This is a genomic window from Methylotenera sp. (genome assembly GCF_029946165.1).
GTDB lineage: Bacteria > Pseudomonadota > Gammaproteobacteria > Burkholderiales > Methylophilaceae > Methylotenera.
Map to the genome: position 1 here is coordinate 63,055 of NZ_JAQSDZ010000016.1, position 19,698 is coordinate 82,752.

General features: G+C 40.7%; 14 protein-coding genes. 5 read left to right on the top strand and 9 right to left on the bottom strand.

Translation table 11 applies throughout. The features are described 5' to 3' along the window. Nucleotides 1–60 precede the first annotated feature (60 nt). Nucleotides 61–1,797, bottom strand: a complete 1,737-nt coding sequence (locus tag PSV17_RS08920) for a glycoside hydrolase family 57 protein (protein WP_300481708.1) — start codon at nucleotides 1,795–1,797, stop codon at nucleotides 61–63. Nucleotides 1,798–1,876: 79 nt separating this feature from the next. Then, the gene (gene glgC / locus PSV17_RS08925) at nucleotides 1,877–3,157 is read right to left on the bottom strand and encodes a glucose-1-phosphate adenylyltransferase (RefSeq protein WP_300481709.1); all 1,281 of its coding nucleotides are present in this window, start codon (nucleotides 3,155–3,157) and stop codon (nucleotides 1,877–1,879) included. Nucleotides 3,158–3,339: 182 nt separating this feature from the next. Between glgC and glgB the strand changes: the two genes are divergently transcribed. The 4 genes from glgB (at nucleotide 3,340) to PSV17_RS08945 (ending at nucleotide 9,561) form a co-directional block, all read left to right on the top strand. Then, nucleotides 3,340–5,598: a 1,4-alpha-glucan branching protein GlgB gene (gene glgB / locus PSV17_RS08930; RefSeq protein ID WP_300481712.1), complete on the top strand. Its 2,259-nt coding sequence runs from the start codon at nucleotides 3,340–3,342 to the stop codon at nucleotides 5,596–5,598. A gap of 34 nt (nucleotides 5,599–5,632) precedes the next feature. Next, a complete protein-coding gene (gene pgi / locus PSV17_RS08935) occupies nucleotides 5,633–7,285 on the top strand; it encodes a glucose-6-phosphate isomerase (RefSeq protein WP_300481715.1) in 1,653 nt (550 codons plus the stop codon). A gap of 111 nt (nucleotides 7,286–7,396) precedes the next feature. Further along, complete coding sequence (locus tag PSV17_RS08940) at nucleotides 7,397–8,209, top strand: polyphosphate kinase 2 family protein (protein WP_300481717.1); 813 nt, start codon at nucleotides 7,397–7,399, stop codon at nucleotides 8,207–8,209. A gap of 101 nt (nucleotides 8,210–8,310) precedes the next feature. Beyond that, the gene (locus PSV17_RS08945; protein ID WP_300481718.1) at nucleotides 8,311–9,561 is read left to right on the top strand and encodes an outer membrane protein transport protein; all 1,251 of its coding nucleotides are present in this window, start codon (nucleotides 8,311–8,313) and stop codon (nucleotides 9,559–9,561) included. Between the two features lie 52 nt (nucleotides 9,562–9,613). Here PSV17_RS08945 and PSV17_RS08950 read toward each other — a convergent pair whose 3' ends face one another. The 6 genes from PSV17_RS08950 to PSV17_RS08975 all read right to left on the bottom strand — a co-directional run bounded on the left by PSV17_RS08950 (nucleotide 9,614) and on the right by PSV17_RS08975 (nucleotide 15,794). Continuing rightward, a complete protein-coding gene (locus PSV17_RS08950; protein ID WP_300481720.1) occupies nucleotides 9,614–10,774 on the bottom strand; it encodes a mechanosensitive ion channel protein MscS in 1,161 nt (386 codons plus the stop codon). A 14-nt stretch (nucleotides 10,775–10,788) separates the two neighbouring features. After that, a complete protein-coding gene (locus tag PSV17_RS08955) occupies nucleotides 10,789–12,459 on the bottom strand; it encodes a diguanylate cyclase (protein ID WP_300481722.1) in 1,671 nt (556 codons plus the stop codon). A 253-nt stretch (nucleotides 12,460–12,712) separates the two neighbouring features. Beyond that, complete coding sequence (locus tag PSV17_RS08960; protein ID WP_300481723.1) at nucleotides 12,713–13,696, bottom strand: S49 family peptidase; 984 nt, start codon at nucleotides 13,694–13,696, stop codon at nucleotides 12,713–12,715. A 46-nt stretch (nucleotides 13,697–13,742) separates the two neighbouring features. Next, complete coding sequence (locus PSV17_RS08965; RefSeq protein WP_300481726.1) at nucleotides 13,743–14,096, bottom strand: Rieske 2Fe-2S domain-containing protein; 354 nt, start codon at nucleotides 14,094–14,096, stop codon at nucleotides 13,743–13,745. A gap of 23 nt (nucleotides 14,097–14,119) precedes the next feature. Beyond that, a complete protein-coding gene (locus tag PSV17_RS08970; protein WP_300481729.1) occupies nucleotides 14,120–14,776 on the bottom strand; it encodes an HAD-IA family hydrolase in 657 nt (218 codons plus the stop codon). 22 nt (nucleotides 14,777–14,798) lie between these two features. After that, nucleotides 14,799–15,794: an RluA family pseudouridine synthase gene (locus PSV17_RS08975; protein ID WP_300481925.1), complete on the bottom strand. Its 996-nt coding sequence runs from the start codon at nucleotides 15,792–15,794 to the stop codon at nucleotides 14,799–14,801. A gap of 705 nt (nucleotides 15,795–16,499) precedes the next feature. On the opposite strand from PSV17_RS08975, the gene PSV17_RS08980 reads away from it, so the two are divergent. Beyond that, entirely contained in the window at nucleotides 16,500–19,166 is a 2,667-nt protein-coding gene (locus tag PSV17_RS08980) for an Rne/Rng family ribonuclease (protein ID WP_300481732.1), read from the top strand. A gap of 102 nt (nucleotides 19,167–19,268) precedes the next feature. Here the strand turns inward: PSV17_RS08980 and crcB are convergent, their stop codons facing one another. After that, nucleotides 19,269–19,652, bottom strand: a complete 384-nt coding sequence (gene crcB / locus PSV17_RS08985; RefSeq protein WP_300481735.1) for a fluoride efflux transporter CrcB — start codon at nucleotides 19,650–19,652, stop codon at nucleotides 19,269–19,271. Between the last annotated feature and the right edge of the window lie 46 nt (nucleotides 19,653–19,698).

Sequence of the window (19,698 nt, forward strand, 5' to 3'; positions counted from 1 at the left end):
TATGTTGACGTGAATCTGGTTAACACTAATTACATCTAAATGCATACCCTTACATTGAGCTTAAACCTGCCCTCTACGCATTGTGCCAGCATTATCTGCATTACCACCGCCTGCACTAATCGATTTATTCAAAATCATTGGTACTGGTTGTTGCAACAAGGTATACAAGTTAATTAAATTGCGACGATAGAGTTGATCAAAGCTCGCCACGCTATCAGATGAGTTGTAATCTCCAAACCACCAAAACCAATCTGATCCTTCACAAATAGACAACTGACGTTCACAGGCCTTCAATTGATTGGCGTCTAAAATATTACTCAACATCACATCATCGTAAGTTTTTTTCGCAGCACAGAGTAAATCCCATGCTAAGTTTTTATCTTTACTGCCAATCCAAGTACTAAATGTGCCGTATACCCAACTACCTGCCGCTATTTGCGACAATGCGGGGGCGGATATTCTATGAGTTTTATATTCTTTGGATTGATATAAATCAACGACATCACTAAAAGTTGTCATTTCAATATCTGGGTGATTGGTCAATGCCGCATACAATTCGTTCAAAAAGTAATAACCATTGTAGGGATAATATTCCCAAGCATTTTCACCATCTAGTATTACGCTAACAATCTTTGCGCTTCCATTTGAATTTGCTTGATGAATGCCCTCAAGTGTTTGAATGAAATCTCGCACCGCATCAGGCGTGTGCATTTTTGCATATTCAAAGCCAATTTTATCTGAAAGATTATCGTCTCTAAAAAAGCATAAAATATCTTGTTTTCCGTTAGTCACACGATATGGTTGGTAGAGATATTCGCTTTTGTCTTGTAAACCCATCTGCGATTTCAACAAACTATTGGCCAATACTGCCTGGCCTGTAGCTGCCCATTCCACGCCTTGTTCCGCCATTAAGGAGAGCGTAGCATTCGATACTCCACCCTCTGCAGGCCACATTCCACGAGGTACTTGGCCAAATAAATTGGCATGATATTTACTCGCAGCAATCACATGTGCCGCAGCGCGTTCTTGCCCTCCCGCATATCTGGCAAATTTAGGTAAAGGGGCATACGGCATGGCATCTATCGTAGATTTAAAATCAATTAATAATGGCAATATTGGGTGATAGTATGGCGTGGTGGAAATCTCAATTTGCTTAGTTTTCATCAGCGCTTTATAGCGCGGAATCAAGTTTGTAATGGTTTCGGCTATCACGTCAAACAGTTCAACTCTATCCTCTAAAGTAAAGTTTAGCCCCTTTGTCATTAGCGCTTGCACTACTTTGTTATTACGTCGCAAACTCTCGCCACACCAAGCTAAGTGATACCACACTAATAAATCCGCTTTATATTGTGCTGATAAATAATGGAATTCCTCTTTATCATCCGCAATTGGCTCTATAAGCTGGTAAAGATGCAGTAAGCGTTGATAATGCGGAAACGGACTCAGCATTTTCTCGTGATGGCTCTTGAAGCAGCTTTTCACAATTAAATGACATTGTTCATAGCTAATATTGCCTAAATCTGGCTCTACTAACAAAGCCAATAGTGGATCACGAATATGCTTTTGTTTAAACTGAGTGGTGTAATCTTCTAACTGCTCAAGCAAAATGGGCACAAAATTAAAGCTGACGCGCGCTTTTGGGTTGGCTTCTAGGTGATATGCCATATCACTATAATCTTTTATCGCATGCAAATATGTCCACGGCAGCACGTATTCATTGCTGACAATGTCCCGGTAATCTGGCTGGTGCATGTGCCAATAAAGATTAATATAAAGTTTTGGGCGTGTTGGTTTCATTTCAATTAACAACCTTAAATTAAATAAAAATAGTTAAAAATTATTTTTTAACTATTTAATTTATATTCAATCAATTACATTAAATTACCCTATACAAATCTTGTCCCAACATATCTGGCGTCACAAGAGTGATACCTTTTTCTGATACATAAAAACGTTTAGCATCTAAAGCCAAGTCCACGCCTATTTGCATACCTTCAGGAATACTACAACCCCGATCTATCACTACATTTTTGAGTATCACATTACGATGAATGGTCACTTTTGGCAAAATAACCGCACCTTCAATATCACAATAACTATGCACACGAACATCAGAAAACAGCACAGAATCAGTCACAGAGGCACCGCTAATTAAGCATCCGCCAGATACTAAGGAATCTGTTGCCTTGCCCGTTCTACCCTCGTCATTAAAGACAAATTTAGCTGGAGGTAACTGTTCTTGTGAAGTCCAAATCGGCCATTCTCTATCGTATAAATTAAGCTCTGGAATCACTCGAGTTAATTCCATGTTTGCTTCCCAATAAGCATCAATCGTACCAACATCGCGCCAGTAGTGGTTATCGTTTTTAGCGCCTACACAGCTTTCGGTAAAACGATGGGCTTGGACTTTATATTTTTTGATAATGTAAGGAATAATATCGCCACCAAAATCGTGGGTTGATTTTGAGTTGCCAGCATCGCGGATGAGTTGTTCATAGAGGAATTTAGCATTAAATACATAGATACCCATACTCGCAAAAGCCTTGGAAGTATCGCCAGGCATATGCTTTGGATTGTCTGGTTTTTCAGCAAATTCAATGACGCGGTCAGTATCATCTACCGCTAAAACACCAAAACCTTTGGCATCTTCTAATGGCACGTTGATGCAAGCCACGGTCATATCAGCATTGCTTTTGACATGGGTGGCTAACATTTTACCGTAATCCATTTTATAGATATGGTCACCCGCTAAAATCAGAATATATTCACCGCCGCCTTCACGTAATATATCAATATTCTGATATACAGCATCTGCGGTGCCCTTGTACCACTCTTCAGAAATTCGTTGTTGAGCTGGAATAATATTCACATACTCATTAAATTCACCACGTAAAAATCCCCAACCGCGTTGCAGATGTTGAATTAAACTTTGCGCTTTATATTGAGTAGCTACGTTAATACGGCGAATACCAGAGTTGATACAGTTTGATAGGGGGAAGTCAATGATTCGGAATTTACCACCGAATTGAACGGCAGGTTTTGCGCGCCAATCGGTTAAGTTTTTTAAGCGGCTCCCACGTCCACCTGCAAGAATAATAGCAGTGGTGTTTTTGGTTAATGTACTAATAAAACGGTCTGAATGCTGATCTTTCGGCATGGTGCCCTCCTGAAGTTTAATTAATCATTACTTAACTAGCCGGGCTCACTAGTTTAATTTTTTGTTCTTACAGTGTTCGTTTACATTATAATCAGCTTAAAGCACTATAATCCAGCTAATCACTAGCAATCTAGCAAATATTATTAAATATATTTTTTAGAAAAAATGAAGGGAAATGTATCTTGGATAAATCTGAAGCGACTCCTGTTGATTCAACAACCAAAGTAGCCGCAAAAACACGCGCTAAAGCCACATCGGTCTCTAACGCAAATTCAGATGCTTTGAAACTGATTTTAAAAGCACAACATCACGATCCTTTTAGTTTTTTAGGTTTACATGCTATTGAAAACTCCTATATTTATCGGGTTTTTCTTCCAAGCGCATCTGAAGTTTGGATTAAGAACTCTAGAACATGGACCAAGCTAAATAAAACACACGCTGATGGTTTATTTGAATTTGTCAGCGAAACCGCTTTCAAAATGCCATGCCTTCTAAAAGTTAACACTGGTGCTAACGAGTACGAAACCTATGATCCATACACCTTTTCATCAAGCCTGACGCAAGATGAACTTCACTTGTTCGGCGAAGGCCGACTATTGCAAGGCTATAAAACGCTTGGTGCACAATGTATCTCTCAAAAAAATATTGAAGGCGTTCGCTTTGCCGTTTGGGCACCTAATGCTGAACGCGTCAGTGTAATTGGTAGCTTTAATAACTGGGATGGCAGAGTACACTCCATGCGGGCACATGGCTCTAGCGGTGTTTGGGATATTTTTATCCCTCATTTAACCACAAATGACACCTATAAATTTGAAATTCGCAACCGTAACACTGGCCATATTTTAGCTAAAACTGACCCTTATGGCTTTGAGTTTGAACCTCGTCCTGGTACTGCTGCAAGAATCAGCAAAAGCAATCATCAATGGCAAGATAAAAACTGGTTAGATGCACGCCAAAAGCGTGACTGGCTTCATGCGCCATTCAACTGTTACGAAGTGCATTTAGGTTCATGGCAACGCAATGAACAAGGTCACTTTTTAACGTATCGCGAACTAGCAAGCAAATTAGTGCCTTATGTCACTGAAATGGGCTATACGCATATTGAGTTGATGCCAATTTCAGAACATCCGCTTACTGAATCTTGGGGCTACCAAACCACAGGTTACTTTGGCGTAACTAACCGATTTGGCTCTCCCGATGATTTACGTTTTTTGATTGATGCATTTCATCAAGCTAATATTGGCGTGATTTTAGACTGGGTGCCAGGTCATTTCCCAAAAGATGATTGGGCATTAGCACAGTTCGATGGCACAGCATTATATGAACACGCAGACCCGCGTTTAGGAGAGCATCAAGACTGGGGCACACTGATTTTCAATTACGGCCGTAATGAAGTCCGTAATTTTTTGATGTCTAATGCCTATTTTTGGCTAAATGAATTTCATATTGATGGTTTACGTGTGGATGCCGTTGCATCTATGCTTTACCTAGACTACTCACGTAAAGCTGGTGAATGGTTACCAAACAAATTTGGTGGGCGTGAAAATCTAGAAGTTATTGATTTCTTAAAACAACTTAATGTGATGGTCGGCGAAGACTTCGCAGGCGTTTTAACTATCGCGGAGGAGTCTACCGCATGGCCTGGCGTATCACGTCCAGTATATTTAGGTGGTTTAGGCTTCAATATGAAATGGAACATGGGCTGGATGAACGACACCCTTGCTTACATTGAACATGACCCAATTCATAGACGTTATTATCACGACATGCTGACCTTTGGTCAGTTATATGCTTATTCCGAGAACTTTGTACTGCCCTTCTCGCATGATGAAGTGGTACACGGCAAGCATTCACTATTAGACAAAATGCCGGGTGACGCATGGCAAAAATTCGCTAACCTCCGTTTGTTAATGACTTATCAAATGACAACCCCAGGGAAAAAACTTAATTTCATGGGCAATGAGTTTGGTCAAGGACGTGAGTGGAATGTTAACAGTAGCCTTGATTGGCATTTGCTAGGCCAAGACTATGAAGGTCATCAGTGGCATCAAGGTGTTAAACAAGCCACAACTGACTTAAATAGAATTTATAAGAGTATTAATGCGCTACATGCGCTTGATTTTGAAGTGCATGGTTTCGAATGGATAGACTGCCATGATAGCGATCAATCGATAGTTAGCTATATTAGACGTGGCTTAGACAATAGTTTTGTTATAATAGTGTTGAATTTTACACCTGTGCTACGAAATGAGTATCGCATTGGTGTGCCGCAAGCAGGTAACTATCATGAAATTTTTAACAGTGACGCTCATTGCTATGGCGGTAGTAATCAAGGCAATGGCGCTGGACTACAAACTGAGAGCATTGCTTGGATGAATCAAAATCAATCGCTTGTCATCACACTGCCACCTTTAGCAGGTATCGTTTTACAATTAAACTAATTTTTTTAACATCAAATTTAAAGTAATTTCACAAATGGCTGCATTAACTACTCTTCCAGTCTGGCAAAAACTTTGCCAGCATCAACTAGCAATCGCAAAAACTCATATGCGCGATTTATTTGCAAACGATGCAAATCGTTTTGATAAATATAGCCTAAAATTTACCGATATATTGTTTGATTTTTCAAAACATCGCATGAATGACGAAACGCTACCTTTGCTTATGCAACTGGCACGCGAAGCGAATATTGAAAACTGGCGTGATCGGATGTTTGCTGGTGAAAAAATCAATATTACTGAAAATCGTGCGGTGCTACATACAGCACTTCGTAACCGCAGCAATACCCCAGTATTGGTAGATGGCAAAGATGTGATGCCCGATGTAAACGCGGTACTTGCGCAAATGCGCCAATTTACAGACAAAGTGCGTAATGGCACATGGCTTGGCTACACCGGCAAGCGCATCACTGATATTGTTAATATTGGTATTGGTGGCTCTGATCTTGGCCCAGTAATGGTCTGCGATGCGCTAAAACCCTATGCGAGTCCAGATTTAAACGTGCACTTTGTATCAAATATCGATGGCGCCCATTTAATGCGCGCCTTGGAAAAATGTAATCCTGAAACCACCTTATTTATTGTGGCTTCAAAAACATTTACCACGCAAGAGACAATGACTAATGCGATGTCAGCGCGAACTTGGTTTTTATCTACAGCACAAGATAATGCGCATGTAGCAAAACACTTTGTTGCCCTCTCTACCAATGCAAAAGCTGTACAAGAGTTTGGTATCGATATTGCCAATATGTTTGCATTCTGGGATTGGGTTGGAGGTCGCTACTCACTATGGTCAGCTATCGGCTTATCTATCGCCTTGTATGTTGGCATGGATAACTTTGAAGCATTGCTCACTGGTGCGCATGAAATGGATAACCATTTCAAAACTGCGCCTTTAGAGGAAAATATGCCTGTCATTATGGCGTTGATTGGTGTTTGGTATAACAACTTCTTCCATGTTGATACCAATGCAATATTACCTTACGACCAAGGTATGGCGCGCTTCCCTGCGTATTTACAGCAAGCCGATATGGAAAGTAACGGTAAATTTATTTGCCGCGATGGTAGTCGTGTTAAGTACAAAACTGGCCCAGTAATTTGGGGTGAAGCTGGCACCAATGGTCAGCATGCTTTTTACCAACTGATCCATCAAGGCACTCAAATTGTGCCATGCGACTTTTTAATGCCAGTGCATAGTCACTATGCGATTGGTAAACATGGTTATGCTCATCACAAGATTTTACTGGCTAACTTCTTAGCGCAAACACAATCTTTAATGCTGGGAAAAACCGCTGAAGAAGCTCGCGTTGAGCTTGAAAAACAGGGCATGAGCGGAGAAGCGCTAGAAAATCTATTGCCACACAAGGTATTTGAAGGCAACCGCCCTAGCACTTCTATTATGTTTGATAAACTTACGCCAAACACGCTTGGTAAACTTATTGCTTTATATGAGCATAAAATATTCGTGCAAGGCATGATTTGGGACATTAATAGCTATGACCAATGGGGCGTAGAATACGGCAAACAAATTGCCCAAGAAATTCTGCCTTTGTTAACCAACGATGACAAAATCAGCGACTTTGATAGTTCTACAAACGGTTTAATTAATTACACCAAAGCACGTAAATAATTACATTATTTCCGCGTATTTTGTAATAAAAAGGCCCAACTAAACTTTAGTTGGGCTTTTTTACATATAGAATCAACGATGCTTCATTAACAAACTTAAGAGAGATTCACGATGGCAAACTTCGATCAATATCGCGTTAACTCAAAAAAATTCTCGCTAAAAAATTACAATCCACAAGATAAAAGTGAGCGTTCGAAAACAAAGGAGCAAGACTTTTTAGAGTTAACGCAACTTGCCACTGAGATTAACAGCCTTCAAGACATTCTACATGCTGAAGGTAAACGTAAAATTTTACTAATATTGCAAGGCATGGATGCTAGCGGCAAAGATGGAACAGTGCGACATGTATTTAGTGAGTGCGACCCACTTGGCATAAGGCTAGCAAGCTTCAAAACACCAAGCAGCGAAGAGCTAGCACATGATTATTTATGGCGTGTACATCAAGAAATACCCAAAGCTGGCGAATTGGTCATTTTCAACCGCAGTCATTATGAAGATGTGTTAATCGTAAAAGTGCACGACTGGATTGACGATGCCGAATGCAAGCGTCGCTATGCGCAGATCAATGACTTCGAACGCTTACTCGCAGAAACTGGCACCGTTATTATTAAATGCTTTTTAAATATCTCTAAGGAAGAGCAAAAGGCTCGAATGCAAGAAAGACTAGCTGATCCAAGCAAAACATGGAAATTTAATCCTGGTGATTTGAAGGAACGTGAACTATGGCCGAAGTATATGCAAGCATATGAACAAGCGATTAAAGCCACATCCACAGAATATGCCCCGTGGTATGTGATACCTGCTGACTCTAAAACCAATCGTAACCTGCTAATTTCTAGACTATTACTAGATGCTTTAAAAAGCATGAACTTAAAATTTCCACCGGTACCTACAGAATACAAAAATATTGTCGTAAAAGACTAAGTCTAGATTTTCATAGTGCCATGCAAATTATTATGAAAAAAATCCATACACAATATTCGTCAAACACATTTGACGTTATCACCTCCGGAAATTAATAATAAATGAAACGCAACAATTTTATAGCATTGATCCTTTGTGGAATAACATTATCACCACAAAGTAATGCGACAAACGGCATCAATTTAATTGGTTACGGAGCAGAATCAACACTTATGGGTGGTGCAGATACTGCTGTAGCGCGTGACTCCAGTGCATTAAACACCAACCCAGCAGGTTTGGCGCAAATCAAAGGCAAGCTATTTGATGGTTATGGATCATTACTGCGTACTACCGATTTGGCGCATAAGGACGCACTCAATGATCAGCATGCCGACAATCGTTACGTTTTGCTCGCTGGCGGAGGTTATGCGCAACAATTGGAAGACTTGCCGTGCACAGCTGGCCTTGGATTTTTCTCTCAAGGTGGCGCAGGTGCAAAGTTTAAACATATCAAAACGCCATTTGGTACCGATGATGAAATGAACTCATTATTTGGCATTGCCAAAGTGACGCCAGGACTTGGTTGTCAAGTAACAGACAAACTTTCAATAGGTGGCTCGGTTAGCTTAATCTACGCAAGTATTGAACAAAAGTTTTTTTACCACACGCCTCCTGTCGGTAATTTTGCAGGCTTTGAAAATACAGGCGCAGATACCATCCGCTTCGGCTTTAAGCTAGGCGCTCAATATAAATTAGACGAGCAATGGACTTTGGGGGCAAGTTACACAGAAAAAACTGAATTACCGCTGACTGGCGGTACCGCCAAGTTTAATTTTGGCCCGCTAGGCATTGTTAAATATGACAATCTTAGTATTAAAGGATTTGCGCTACCACGCGAAGTAGCCATTGGTGCAGCGTTTAGACCCAATGCCGATTTATTACTATCAGCCAAAATCAATTGGATTAACTGGGCGGACGCCATTAATGATGTAACGACTAAATGGAGCGACCCTTCAAATACGCTTGCACAAGCAACTATGATAAGTGTCACCCCGCAAGATTGGCACAATCAAATCGTATATGCGCTAGGTGCAGCCTATGCTTATGATGACAAAACCACCTTATATGCCGGCTACAACTATGGCAAAAATCCTGTGCCAAAGAAAAACTCGAGTGCTTTGCTTGCTGCAACATTAGAAGACCACATTACACTGGGCTTTGCTCGCAAGCTAGATGAGACGTGGAAGCTAACCAGTGGTATTGAATTCTTATTACCTAAGAAAGTGACTTACGATAGTCCATTATTTGGTAATAATACAGAAGTACGTAACGAAGGGTTTTTTATACATTCCATGTTAAGTAAAAGCTGGTAATTGCTTTCCGTTATTCCCATCTACAAGTGAATAACGGAAGTAAAATTTACCATTAGTGACCTTTGCCATCAGCCAGCAAGCTAGAATTAAAATTGAATACCTTACCTGCCCAAATAAACACTACCCACACCAGCACGCCAAAGGGCAAGTAACCAAAAAATCCCAGTAATGGCATTTCCGCATGAATATGAATCACGTTCACATATGGAATATCGTACACCCAGTAATTCGGGTTGCTGACGGGAAGCACTGGGTGTGCGCTGCCAAAATTCCAAATTTCCCAAAAAAATCCGTTAAATAACGAACTTAAAGCAATCAGTAAAGTTGGGCTCCAATTGCCATTTGATATTGCGGTGAATGGCGTCCAAACATTTTGCATCATTAATATGCCTGCAATACCAATCAGCGGCGCAATCCACATTGCCCAAAATAGCGGATAAGGCCAAAAAGGAACTGCTGCAAACAAAATAAAGCTTAAATACAACATTGGCTTGCCTGGCAAGCTCAGTTTAGGACCTTGCGAATAACGATTGGCAATTTGAGGAAAGGCGTTAAGCAAGGTATACCACTCAAACACTGCTGGCCAAACGGTGCTGTAAGCAATGAAAAACAGCCCTACAATATTGGCATGACTTAAGCCAGGAATTACCGTGTTTGGGTAATACCAGTTACCTAATGCAAAATAGTCAAAATATTCAAAGAAAAACCAACCCCCAACAGACACAATCGCACTGATTAAAAATGTCTTTGGCTTACTTGCAAATAACGAATAACCGCCAGAATAGCGATAAGTCAGACCGTCTAATACAAAAATAAAACCCCACCATAAGGGGGTAAATGCATAGTAAACCAAGCTGCCAAATACTGTAGTACGTGTCCACATAAGCCACCAAAAAAACAAAGTAACGCCTAATCCCAGCCAGAACCAAATAGGCAAGGCTTTTAAAGTTGGTTTTGGAGGTGGCGCGACTGGCTTAAAACCAAACCATTGTGGAAAGACAAGAAAGGTAACAAAGGCTGCTTCAATTAATGCCACCCCTATAAAAACTATTAGATTAAATCCTGGCGGATCTTGTACAAATAATGGGGGAAATACCCCAAAACCTGGTGGCAAATGTATGACTGGGTAAGCGAACCAAGAGGCAATCAAGGGCAATATAATCATTGCAACCACGGCTGCTATTAAAGTTAGACGAGATGAGTCATTTGGCATACGGTTTTCCTAAATCATACCGATTTATTAAATTGAAAAAGTGCTCGTATATTATCTCTCTCAAGCTTGCGTAGTCGTTTATTTGCATACATGCGCTCATCAGACAAGCTCATAAGACTAGCAATATTATGCGCCTCATAGCTGTATGCCGAACCTACACTGGCACCTGCAAACTCAAACCCAGTCGCTTTCATGGTTGCTAGCGCTTCGTCCAGCGCATTTTCAATGAGAGGTATTTCTCCTTCATGACTGAGCACTGCAAACTCATCTCCACCAATTCGATATAATTTAAATGCATCACCAAGGCTATCTTGATAGCAATTAGCAAAACTCACTAATAACTCATCCCCACGAACATGCCCATAAGTATCGTTATAAAACTTTAAACCATCTAAGTCGACAATAGTAAGACTGCCGTGTGAGGGTAAGTGCACCACATCTTTGGTTAAGGCATGACGATTTGGTAAATTGGTTAATGCATCGGAGTATGCTGTTTTATAACTTGCATCGCGCTCTTCTAACGCTTTTTGTTTATCTGAATGCAAATCTGAAAATTGGAATGAGAGTACGAGCGCCAGTAAAATAACCTCAACAGCCACGCTAACTAAACCTATATGCTCAATATAATAGGTAAACTGACTGGTAATTTTATTGAGGCTGATAGCCACCAAGCCTAATATAAAGAAGATACCAATCGCTATAAGATAGCGCTTTGCAGTGGCATTGTTATTAAGGCTTTGTGTGATAGCAGCAATTAACCCATAACTTAAAAACATTGCAACGCCATAGCGGCAAAATTCTAAAGCCCAATTTGGATAGCCTATTGCCAAGCCTAAAAATAGCAACATGATTGCAATGATACTAATGCCTGCCCAATACAAGTGTTTATGTATGTGTTTTTTAATTTCCAATAAATGCATTACAAATAGAATATAGGCAATATTTGATAGCAGAACAGGCATGGAAACTAAATAAATTGAGTGAAAGCCTAAAATATCCGAAAATACTAATAAAGCAGCACTGTTAAAAATAAAGTTACCCGCAATAAAAATAGCATACATCGCCTCTACCTTTCGGTTGCGAGTAGTAGCCAGAGCTGCGTAGTAAATACCTAAGCCCAAAAATATGCCCAAACCAAAAAATGTAAGAGCGTTACCAACTTTAATCGCAACTTGATAATGTGCTCTATCATCAATATAAGGCTCTGGAATCGCCAAATAGTTAGCGGAAATAAGCTCGGTCGCTAAAGTATAATGACCAGGCGCTAAAGTTAAATCACGCCCATGTCTTACAAAATAAGGGTTAGAAACGGTGTTCTCAATACCACCTTCTAAAGTATGAATTAATTGATTTTTATCATTAAATACCTGATGCCTGAATTTTCCGATCGTGCTGGTATTTTTAAAGTCCAGTACGTATTCATCATATTTTGTGATGTTAATTGAAGCTATGTAAAGATAATGTCCGCCCGTGAGGCCAACGCTATTAACCACAGAGCTTTTTGATGCTAAAGGATTGTCAAGAAAATCGGCTTTGCTATTATCAGCCGAATAAGGGTGAATTAGATGCCAAGTACCTAGAAGGTGCTGTGGGGTTGCGTATGCAGATTGTATGCTGAGCTGAAGAGCTACAAGGCAAATAGCGATGGTGAGAATAAAATTGATGAGGGAGCGCAACTTGGCCATAAACACTTTATTATTCAATTATTTTTTTAGTGGCTAACCTAGGTAACTATAAAGCAAAATACTCAAGCTGTACACATTAAATAATGTTGTGGTAACAAGCATTTAGCACTATAGAGATTGTATTAATGCCATAAAATCACCCTTAAAAGAATAAGGTTTTTAAGAGATTTGAATGATGTAAGAGTGAACAGGTTCACCCTTACATCACATTTCTTGCATATCATTCAAACAGAATCTATTACACCCTTATAACTTATCGCAACTGTATGCCTTTTGTTAGCGCATCAAGACCAACCTCCTTTGCCATACTTGCCCCTATGCGCTTTGCGATGCGACTTGTAAAGTCTTCTTGAGCGGTAAAGTCGACGATCTTATCTTCTTTAATGACATCTCTAGCAACATAATCTGTGCTACCGAGTGCATCTGCTAGACCCATTTTAATGCCTTCTTCGCCACTCCAGAACAAACCACTAAAGGTTTCTGGTGTTTCTTTTAAACGACTACCACGACCTTGACGCACTACTGTTATAAATTGTTCGTGGATTTGATTCAACATCGCTTGTGCTAAAACTTGATGTTTTGGATTCACTGGTGAGAATGGATCTAACATCGCTTTATTTTCTCCAGCAGTCATCAAACGGCGCTCAACGCCAACTTTTTTCATCACCTCTGTAAAACCATAGCCATCCATTAACACGCCTATTGACCCAACGATACTGGCTTTATCCACATAAATCTTATCAGTCGCCGCCGCAATGTAATAGCCGCCCGAGGCACAAATATCTTCCACTACCGCATAAACTGGTATTTTAGGATGCAATTTCTTTTGGCGCTTAATTTCATCATTAATAATGCCTGCCTGGACAGGGCTGCCACCTGGGCTATTAATGCGTAAAATAATGCCTTTAGTATTTTTATCGTCATAAGCATCGTGCAGACTGCTCATAAACGAATCTGCGTTTACCGCACCACCCGCTTCAATCACACCAGCTACTTCAATCAACGCAGTATGTGACCCAGTGCTAGCTTTGCCGCCACCTAACCAGCCTAGCGCATAAAATAAGATAATAAATAAATAAGCAAACATGAGTCCCTTAAAAAAGATGCTCCAGCGTCGCGCTGTTCTTTGTTCGGTTAAGGCTGAACCAGCAAGCTTTTCAATTGCATCACGTTGCCATTTAGTATCTTCTGGCTTAGTGTTGTTTAGCGACGTATTTTGTTGGCTATCTTCTGACATTATTAGCTTTCCTTAGTGTTTCTAAATGAATACTACTTAATTGAATCTAGGTTATTGAATCTAGATTGATTAATATTTCTTGATTTTGTTCAGTCACTTCAATTGCTTTTAAACTTTTACCTTTACACGGCCCCATGACGCAAAAGCCATTATCAGGTCGGTAATGCGCGCCGTGCGTAGAGCAAATCAAATAATCTTTTTGAGCTGTAAAAAAGTCGCCTTCGTTCCAGTCTAATTCTATTGGCACGTGCGCACATTGGTTAACATAAGCATAAGGCTTGCCATGAAAACGCACAACAAAACCTGAGACAAACTCACCTAATGCAGGTAAAGGAAATCTGATTCCTTTAGCACCATCTTCAAGTGCCTCACTTTTTAAAATAACGGTGTTTTGTGTCATAGCACTTGCATCATATCAATGGATTAAGCATGTTCAAGCAACCATGTACTCAAACCAGCAAAGTCATAAAACTGCTGCACAGGTTTGAAATGCTGCCATTGCTCAGCGGTTTGAGCGCCGTAAGTCACTCCCACAGCGCTAACACCTGCATTTTGTGCCATTTGCAAATCATAACTGGTATCGCCAATCATCAAGGTACGTTCAGGCATAACAACCAAATGCTCCATCAACTCATCTAGCATTTGCGGATGTGGTTTAGAAAAGCACTCATCAACGGTGCGGGTAGAGTGAAAATACTTAGTTAAACCAGAATGCTCTAAAGCTAGATTAAGCCCCCGCCGACCTTTACCAGTGGCGACCGCCAATTTAAATCCACGTTTATGAAGCGCCTTAATGGTATCAGTAGCGCCTGCAAATAGAGGAATCTCGCTTTCACCTGCATAGTAATTCGTCGTATATTGTGCAGCGAGCGCTTGTGCCTGCTCAACAGGAATATCACCATATAAGGACTGAATAGATTCACGCAAACCAAGCCCAATAATATTACTCGCAGCCTGAGGTGTTAATGCTGGCAGCCCTACTTGCTCTGCCGCTTTTAAAAGTGCATTGGTAATCATCCCTGTAGAATCGGCTAAAGTACCATCCCAATCCCAAACAATTAAATCAAACTGCTTTGTCATTCAAACTTACTCTTTCTCGAACTTAAGACTCTAATTTTACTAAAAACTTACTTAACTCAGCTGGCAACGGCGCAACTAACTCAAGTTTATCATTGGTCAAAGGATGGCGTATTTTTGTGACAGATGAATGTAAAAACATGCGTTTTAAGCCACTTTTTACTAATGATTTGTTCACGGCAAAATCACCATATTTATCATCGCCAACAATCTGAAAACCTAAATGCGCCAATTGAACACGTAGCTGATGCGTCCTACCTGTTACCAACTGTGCTTCAAGCAGACTAAACTTACCTAATACTGGATGACTATAGTTTTTTAACAGTTTAAACATCGTTTCAGAGGATTGACGCTCATTATATTTATCTTTTGAAATATCCGTCACCACGTTTACACGTCGCTCGCCATTAGGTAAGAGATACTTTTGCAAGTCTAATACCACGCGTTTCTTTGCTTCTAGCCACTCACCGCGAACCAGCATTAAATAACGCTTATCTGTTTGGTTATTACGTATCGCTTGATGCAAAGCAACTAGCGCGCTACGTTTTTTTGCCAGCATCAGTACACCAGAAGTTTCACGATCTAATCTGTGCACCAACTCTAAGAATTTCGCTTTGGGGCGCTCTAAACGCATCTGCTCAATAACCCCTCGGCTCACACCACTGCCACCATGCACCGCAAACCCAGCAGGTTTATCGATGACCAACATCGCGTCATCTTCAAAAATAATCGTGTTTTCGAATTTAGAAACGGCTGGTACATTTGACTCAACATGCTCAACAATCGTTGCACGTATTGGTGGTACTCTCACCACATCGCCAATCGTTAATCGGAAGTCGGCATCAATGCGTTTTTTATTAACGCGCACCTCACCACTACGCAAAATTCTGTAGACATGGCTTTTTGGTACACCTTTAAGGGTTTTGGTCAAGAAATTATCAACACGCTGCCCCTCGCTCGCTTCATCGACCGTGAGAAAAGCTGCCGCTAATTCACTTACCTTATTCTTTAACTTATCCATACTATGATGCTGATTTTGTGGTGTTATATTGTTCATACTTTGCTTAAATGTTTGTAGTAGCCTATACTTACACGATTATCTATTAAGGTTAAAATTAATTGATAATAAAGAATACTCTCAATTACTTAAAAAGCGTTTTATAAAACGCAAGCTTATGTAATTAATAGTAAAACAGACACTTGGTTAACGCCGCTCGCCATAATTATAAAGTAGCAGCAAGTAAAATAGCGCTCAAGCCGCCGCAGATAAATAAACATAAAGCGCGACTTAAGGGAAAGTTTAATTTAGCTGTTAGCTAAATTTACATTTACTGAAGACAGAATTTTAACGAATTTAAGCCTCAACAGGCATAAATTTCAATAATTAGTTTGATTTAACGAAATAATAAACGCGTTTTAATCTGATTTATTCAATTAAAACAAGCCATTAAAAACTGAGGCTAGCTCTAAAAACTTACTGAGGTAAGTTGCACACTTAGCAATTCTTTAAGCTAAAGCTTTTAAGAATCATTTTTTAAGAACTATATTAAGAGTACTGCGACATTTGTCACCTACTCTGAATTTTATCGTTAGATTTCACATTTGCGCACCGCGCCTTCAGTATCTCGGCCAGCACCTCTGGCACCTACCCTTAATTAGCCTTCAATATCAATCGCTTACTTAATAAGCATTGAATCTGCCACCTGAGCCTAACAGGAGCAAAAAAATGAAACGCATGTTATTTAATGCAACGCAATCTGAAGAGTTACGCGTTGCGATTGTAGATGGTCAAAAACTCATCGATTTAGATATTGAACACGCTGGTAAAGAACAACGTAAGAGCAATATTTATAAAGGTGTTATCACCCGTATTGAGCCTTCACTAGAAGCGGCCTTTGTCGATTATGGTATGGATAGACACGGCTTCTTGCCATTCAAAGAAGTAGCGCGTAGCTACTACAAAGAAGGCGCAGATGGAAAATCTCGCATTCAAGACGCATTAAAAGAAGGTCAAGAACTCATCGTTCAAGTAGATAAAGATGAGCGCGGCAACAAAGGCGCAGCACTCACAACATTTATTTCACTCGCTGGTCGTTACTTAGTATTAATGCCAAACAATCCTCGTGGCGGTGGTGTTTCACGCCGCATTGAAGGCGAAGACCGTGACGAATTGCGTGATGTATTAGCGCAATTAGAAGTACCAAAAGGCATGAGCATCATTGCTCGTACTGCTGGTATTGGCCGCAATGCAGAAGAATTACAGTGGGATTTAAATTATCTAACGCAGTTGTGGACAGCGATTGATGGTGCGTCCGCAATGCAAGCTGGTGCTTATTTAATCTACCAAGAGGGTAGTTTAGTGATTCGCGCGATTCGCGATTACTTTAGCTCTGACATTGGCGAAATTTTAATTGATACGCCAGATATTCACGAACAAGCCGTGCAGTTTATGAATCACGTGATGCCTGGCAATGTGAACCGTGTAAAGCTTTACCAAGACGAAATCCCACTATTCACGCGCTTTCAAATTGAACATCAAATTGAATCAGCATTTGCACGTGAAGTGCGCTTGCCTTCAGGTGGCGCAATTGTGATTGACCATACTGAAGCTTTGGTTTCTGTTGATGTTAACTCTGGCCGCGCAACCCGTGGTAGCGATATTGAACATACTGCTTTCAATACCAATATTGAGGCTGCTGAAGAAGTGGCTCGCCAATTGCGTTTACGTGATTTAGGCGGCTTGGTAGTGATTGACTTTATTGATATGGAAAGCCAACGCAATCAACGTGAAGTTGAAAATGCACTTCGTGACGCTTTACATGTTGACCGGGCGCGCGTACAAACAGGTAAAATTTCACGCTTTGGTTTACTAGAATTATCACGTCAACGCTTACGTCCAAGTTTGGGTGAAACTAACCATATCCCTTGCCCACGTTGTAGCGGTACTGGACACATTCGCGGTATTGAATCTACCGCATTGCACATTTTGCGTATTACGCAAGAAGATGCAATGAAAGAAAACAGCGCAATTATTCAAGTGCAATTACCTGTTGAGGTCGCTACATTCTTACTTAACGAAAAACGTGCTGACATCCACAAAATAGAACAACGCATGGGTGTTGAAGTGGTGCTAATTCCAAACATTCATCTTGAAACGCCTAACTACAATATCGTGCGCATCAAACATGATGATGTAAATGAGGAAACTAATCGTGCAAGTTACCAACTGGTAGAAATGCCGGCTGAAACTACGTTTATTCCTACTGCAGAAGAAACAGCAAAAGCAGTAAGACCTGTGGCTGCCGTAAAAGGCATTACACCTGCGGCACCTGCGCCGATTGTGGAGGAAAAAGAAGCCGAAGTTGTCGCTGCGCCAAAAGTGTCATTCTTTGCGAAAATTAAACGCTTTTTTGGTGCTACGCCTGCCGTGGTAGAAACACCTAAAACTGAAGCGGAAAAAGCTGAAGATACGCGTCGCGAAAACAATCGTAATAGTCGCAACCGTAACAATCGTAACCGCAACGAACGCAGCCGTGGTGATCGCCCAGAAAAAGACATCAATCAACAAAATCGTCCAATTCGTAACAACGAGAACGCACGCCCTACAGAAGCTAAACCTCAAGAACCGCGTCAACAAAAACCTCAGCAAGCTAAAAATGAGCAAGTACGTCCAGACCAAAGTCGGGGTGAAAAGCCTCGTAATATCCAGCCGACCAATGTTCCGTCAGAGGCTCCTGCAAGTAACGCACCAGCTGCCATTGTAACTGCTGAGCAAACAGGTGAACGTGCTGGCACTCGTCGTAATCGCAATAACCGCCGTGGTCGTCGTGATCGCGACGATTCAGTGGCTCGTGATGCCAATCGTCCTTTCGTTCCCAATGAGGAAATGATTGCTGATCAGCCAAACGTGAATGTTGACATGGCAATGACAGCTACTGAACAGATCAAACTAGAAGAGCAAGCCAAACCAAATGCTCAAGAAGTAATTACTTCAGTTGAAAATGTTGCGAATGAAAGTGCTCTACCAGCTTTAGAAACTAAAGTGAACGAAGCACCCAAAGCAAGTAGCAGAAAACCTAAAACAGCTAAAGCGCCCGCTCCTAAAGCCGATGTTAATAATGACATTGAAAAAGCCGAGACGGTAGAAGCTATTCCAGCCAAAGCGGACAACAAGCGCCCTGCACGCCCACGTAAACCAAAAGCTGAAGCGAAACCCGTTGACTTAACTGCTTCAGGTTTGCAATTAGTAGAAACTAAAGCAGACGCGCCAAAAGCAGCAACTGTTGAAGAGACTAAACCAAAAGCACCACGTAAAGCCGCAAACTGGCAGAAAAATGCTAAAGAAGATGCAAGCGCAGAACCTTTAGTCATGGTGGAAACACAAAATAAGTAAAAAAATGCATTAAGGTGAGAACCTAGCAATAAAAAAGCCCTGAGTCTTCAGGGCTTTTTTATTGCTAGGTTCTTAATGTAAAAAAATTAGTGCTAATGCATATTAGCTGCGTATGATTTGCACTGTATATATACCCAATCCTGTCATAGCTAACGAGCCCAATACATGAATTAATATATGCATTGTTGCCCAGCCATATTCCCCTCGAGTTAAAAGAGTCACGGATTCAGAAGAAAAAGTAGAAAATGTTGTTAACCCGCCTAGCAATCCCGTCACCAAAAAAAGTCTAACTTCTGGTGCTAAAGTTGAAGAAAGTACCGAAACTCCCATGAATAACCCTATAAGATAACCGCCCACCAAATTGGCCACTAATGTGCCTAATGGTAAAGCTGGAAAGCTTGCATTAAGCATGAGACTTAATCCCCAACGCATCCATGCGCCTATGGCAGCACCAATGCCAACTGCTAAAAATCCATTAAATCCCATGCTCGCCCCTGAAACAATGTCATTGCTGTTATTTTATACAATATAA

Coding starts and splice junctions, on each gene's coding strand:
- pgi (WP_300481715.1), top strand. CDS start 5,633: ATGGCTGCATTAACTACTCTTCCAGTCTGGCAAAAACTTTGCCAGCAT.
- PSV17_RS08955 (WP_300481722.1), bottom strand. CDS start 12,459: ATGGCCAAGTTGCGCTCCCTCATCAATTTTATTCTCACCATCGCTATT.
- PSV17_RS08940 (WP_300481717.1), top strand. CDS start 7,397: ATGGCAAACTTCGATCAATATCGCGTTAACTCAAAAAAATTCTCGCTA.
- crcB (WP_300481735.1), bottom strand. CDS start 19,652: ATGGGATTTAATGGATTTTTAGCAGTTGGCATTGGTGCTGCCATAGGC.
- PSV17_RS08970 (WP_300481729.1), bottom strand. CDS start 14,776: ATGACAAAGCAGTTTGATTTAATTGTTTGGGATTGGGATGGTACTTTA.
- PSV17_RS08975 (WP_300481925.1), bottom strand. CDS start 15,794: ATGGATAAGTTAAAGAATAAGGTAAGTGAATTAGCGGCAGCTTTTCTC.
- PSV17_RS08920 (WP_300481708.1), bottom strand. CDS start 1,797: ATGAAACCAACACGCCCAAAACTTTATATTAATCTTTATTGGCACATG.
- PSV17_RS08945 (WP_300481718.1), top strand. CDS start 8,311: ATGAAACGCAACAATTTTATAGCATTGATCCTTTGTGGAATAACATTA.
- glgC (WP_300481709.1), bottom strand. CDS start 3,157: ATGCCGAAAGATCAGCATTCAGACCGTTTTATTAGTACATTAACCAAA.
- PSV17_RS08950 (WP_300481720.1), bottom strand. CDS start 10,774: ATGCCAAATGACTCATCTCGTCTAACTTTAATAGCAGCCGTGGTTGCA.
- PSV17_RS08960 (WP_300481723.1), bottom strand. CDS start 13,696: ATGTCAGAAGATAGCCAACAAAATACGTCGCTAAACAACACTAAGCCA.
- PSV17_RS08980 (WP_300481732.1), top strand. CDS start 16,500: ATGAAACGCATGTTATTTAATGCAACGCAATCTGAAGAGTTACGCGTT.
- PSV17_RS08965 (WP_300481726.1), bottom strand. CDS start 14,096: ATGACACAAAACACCGTTATTTTAAAAAGTGAGGCACTTGAAGATGGT.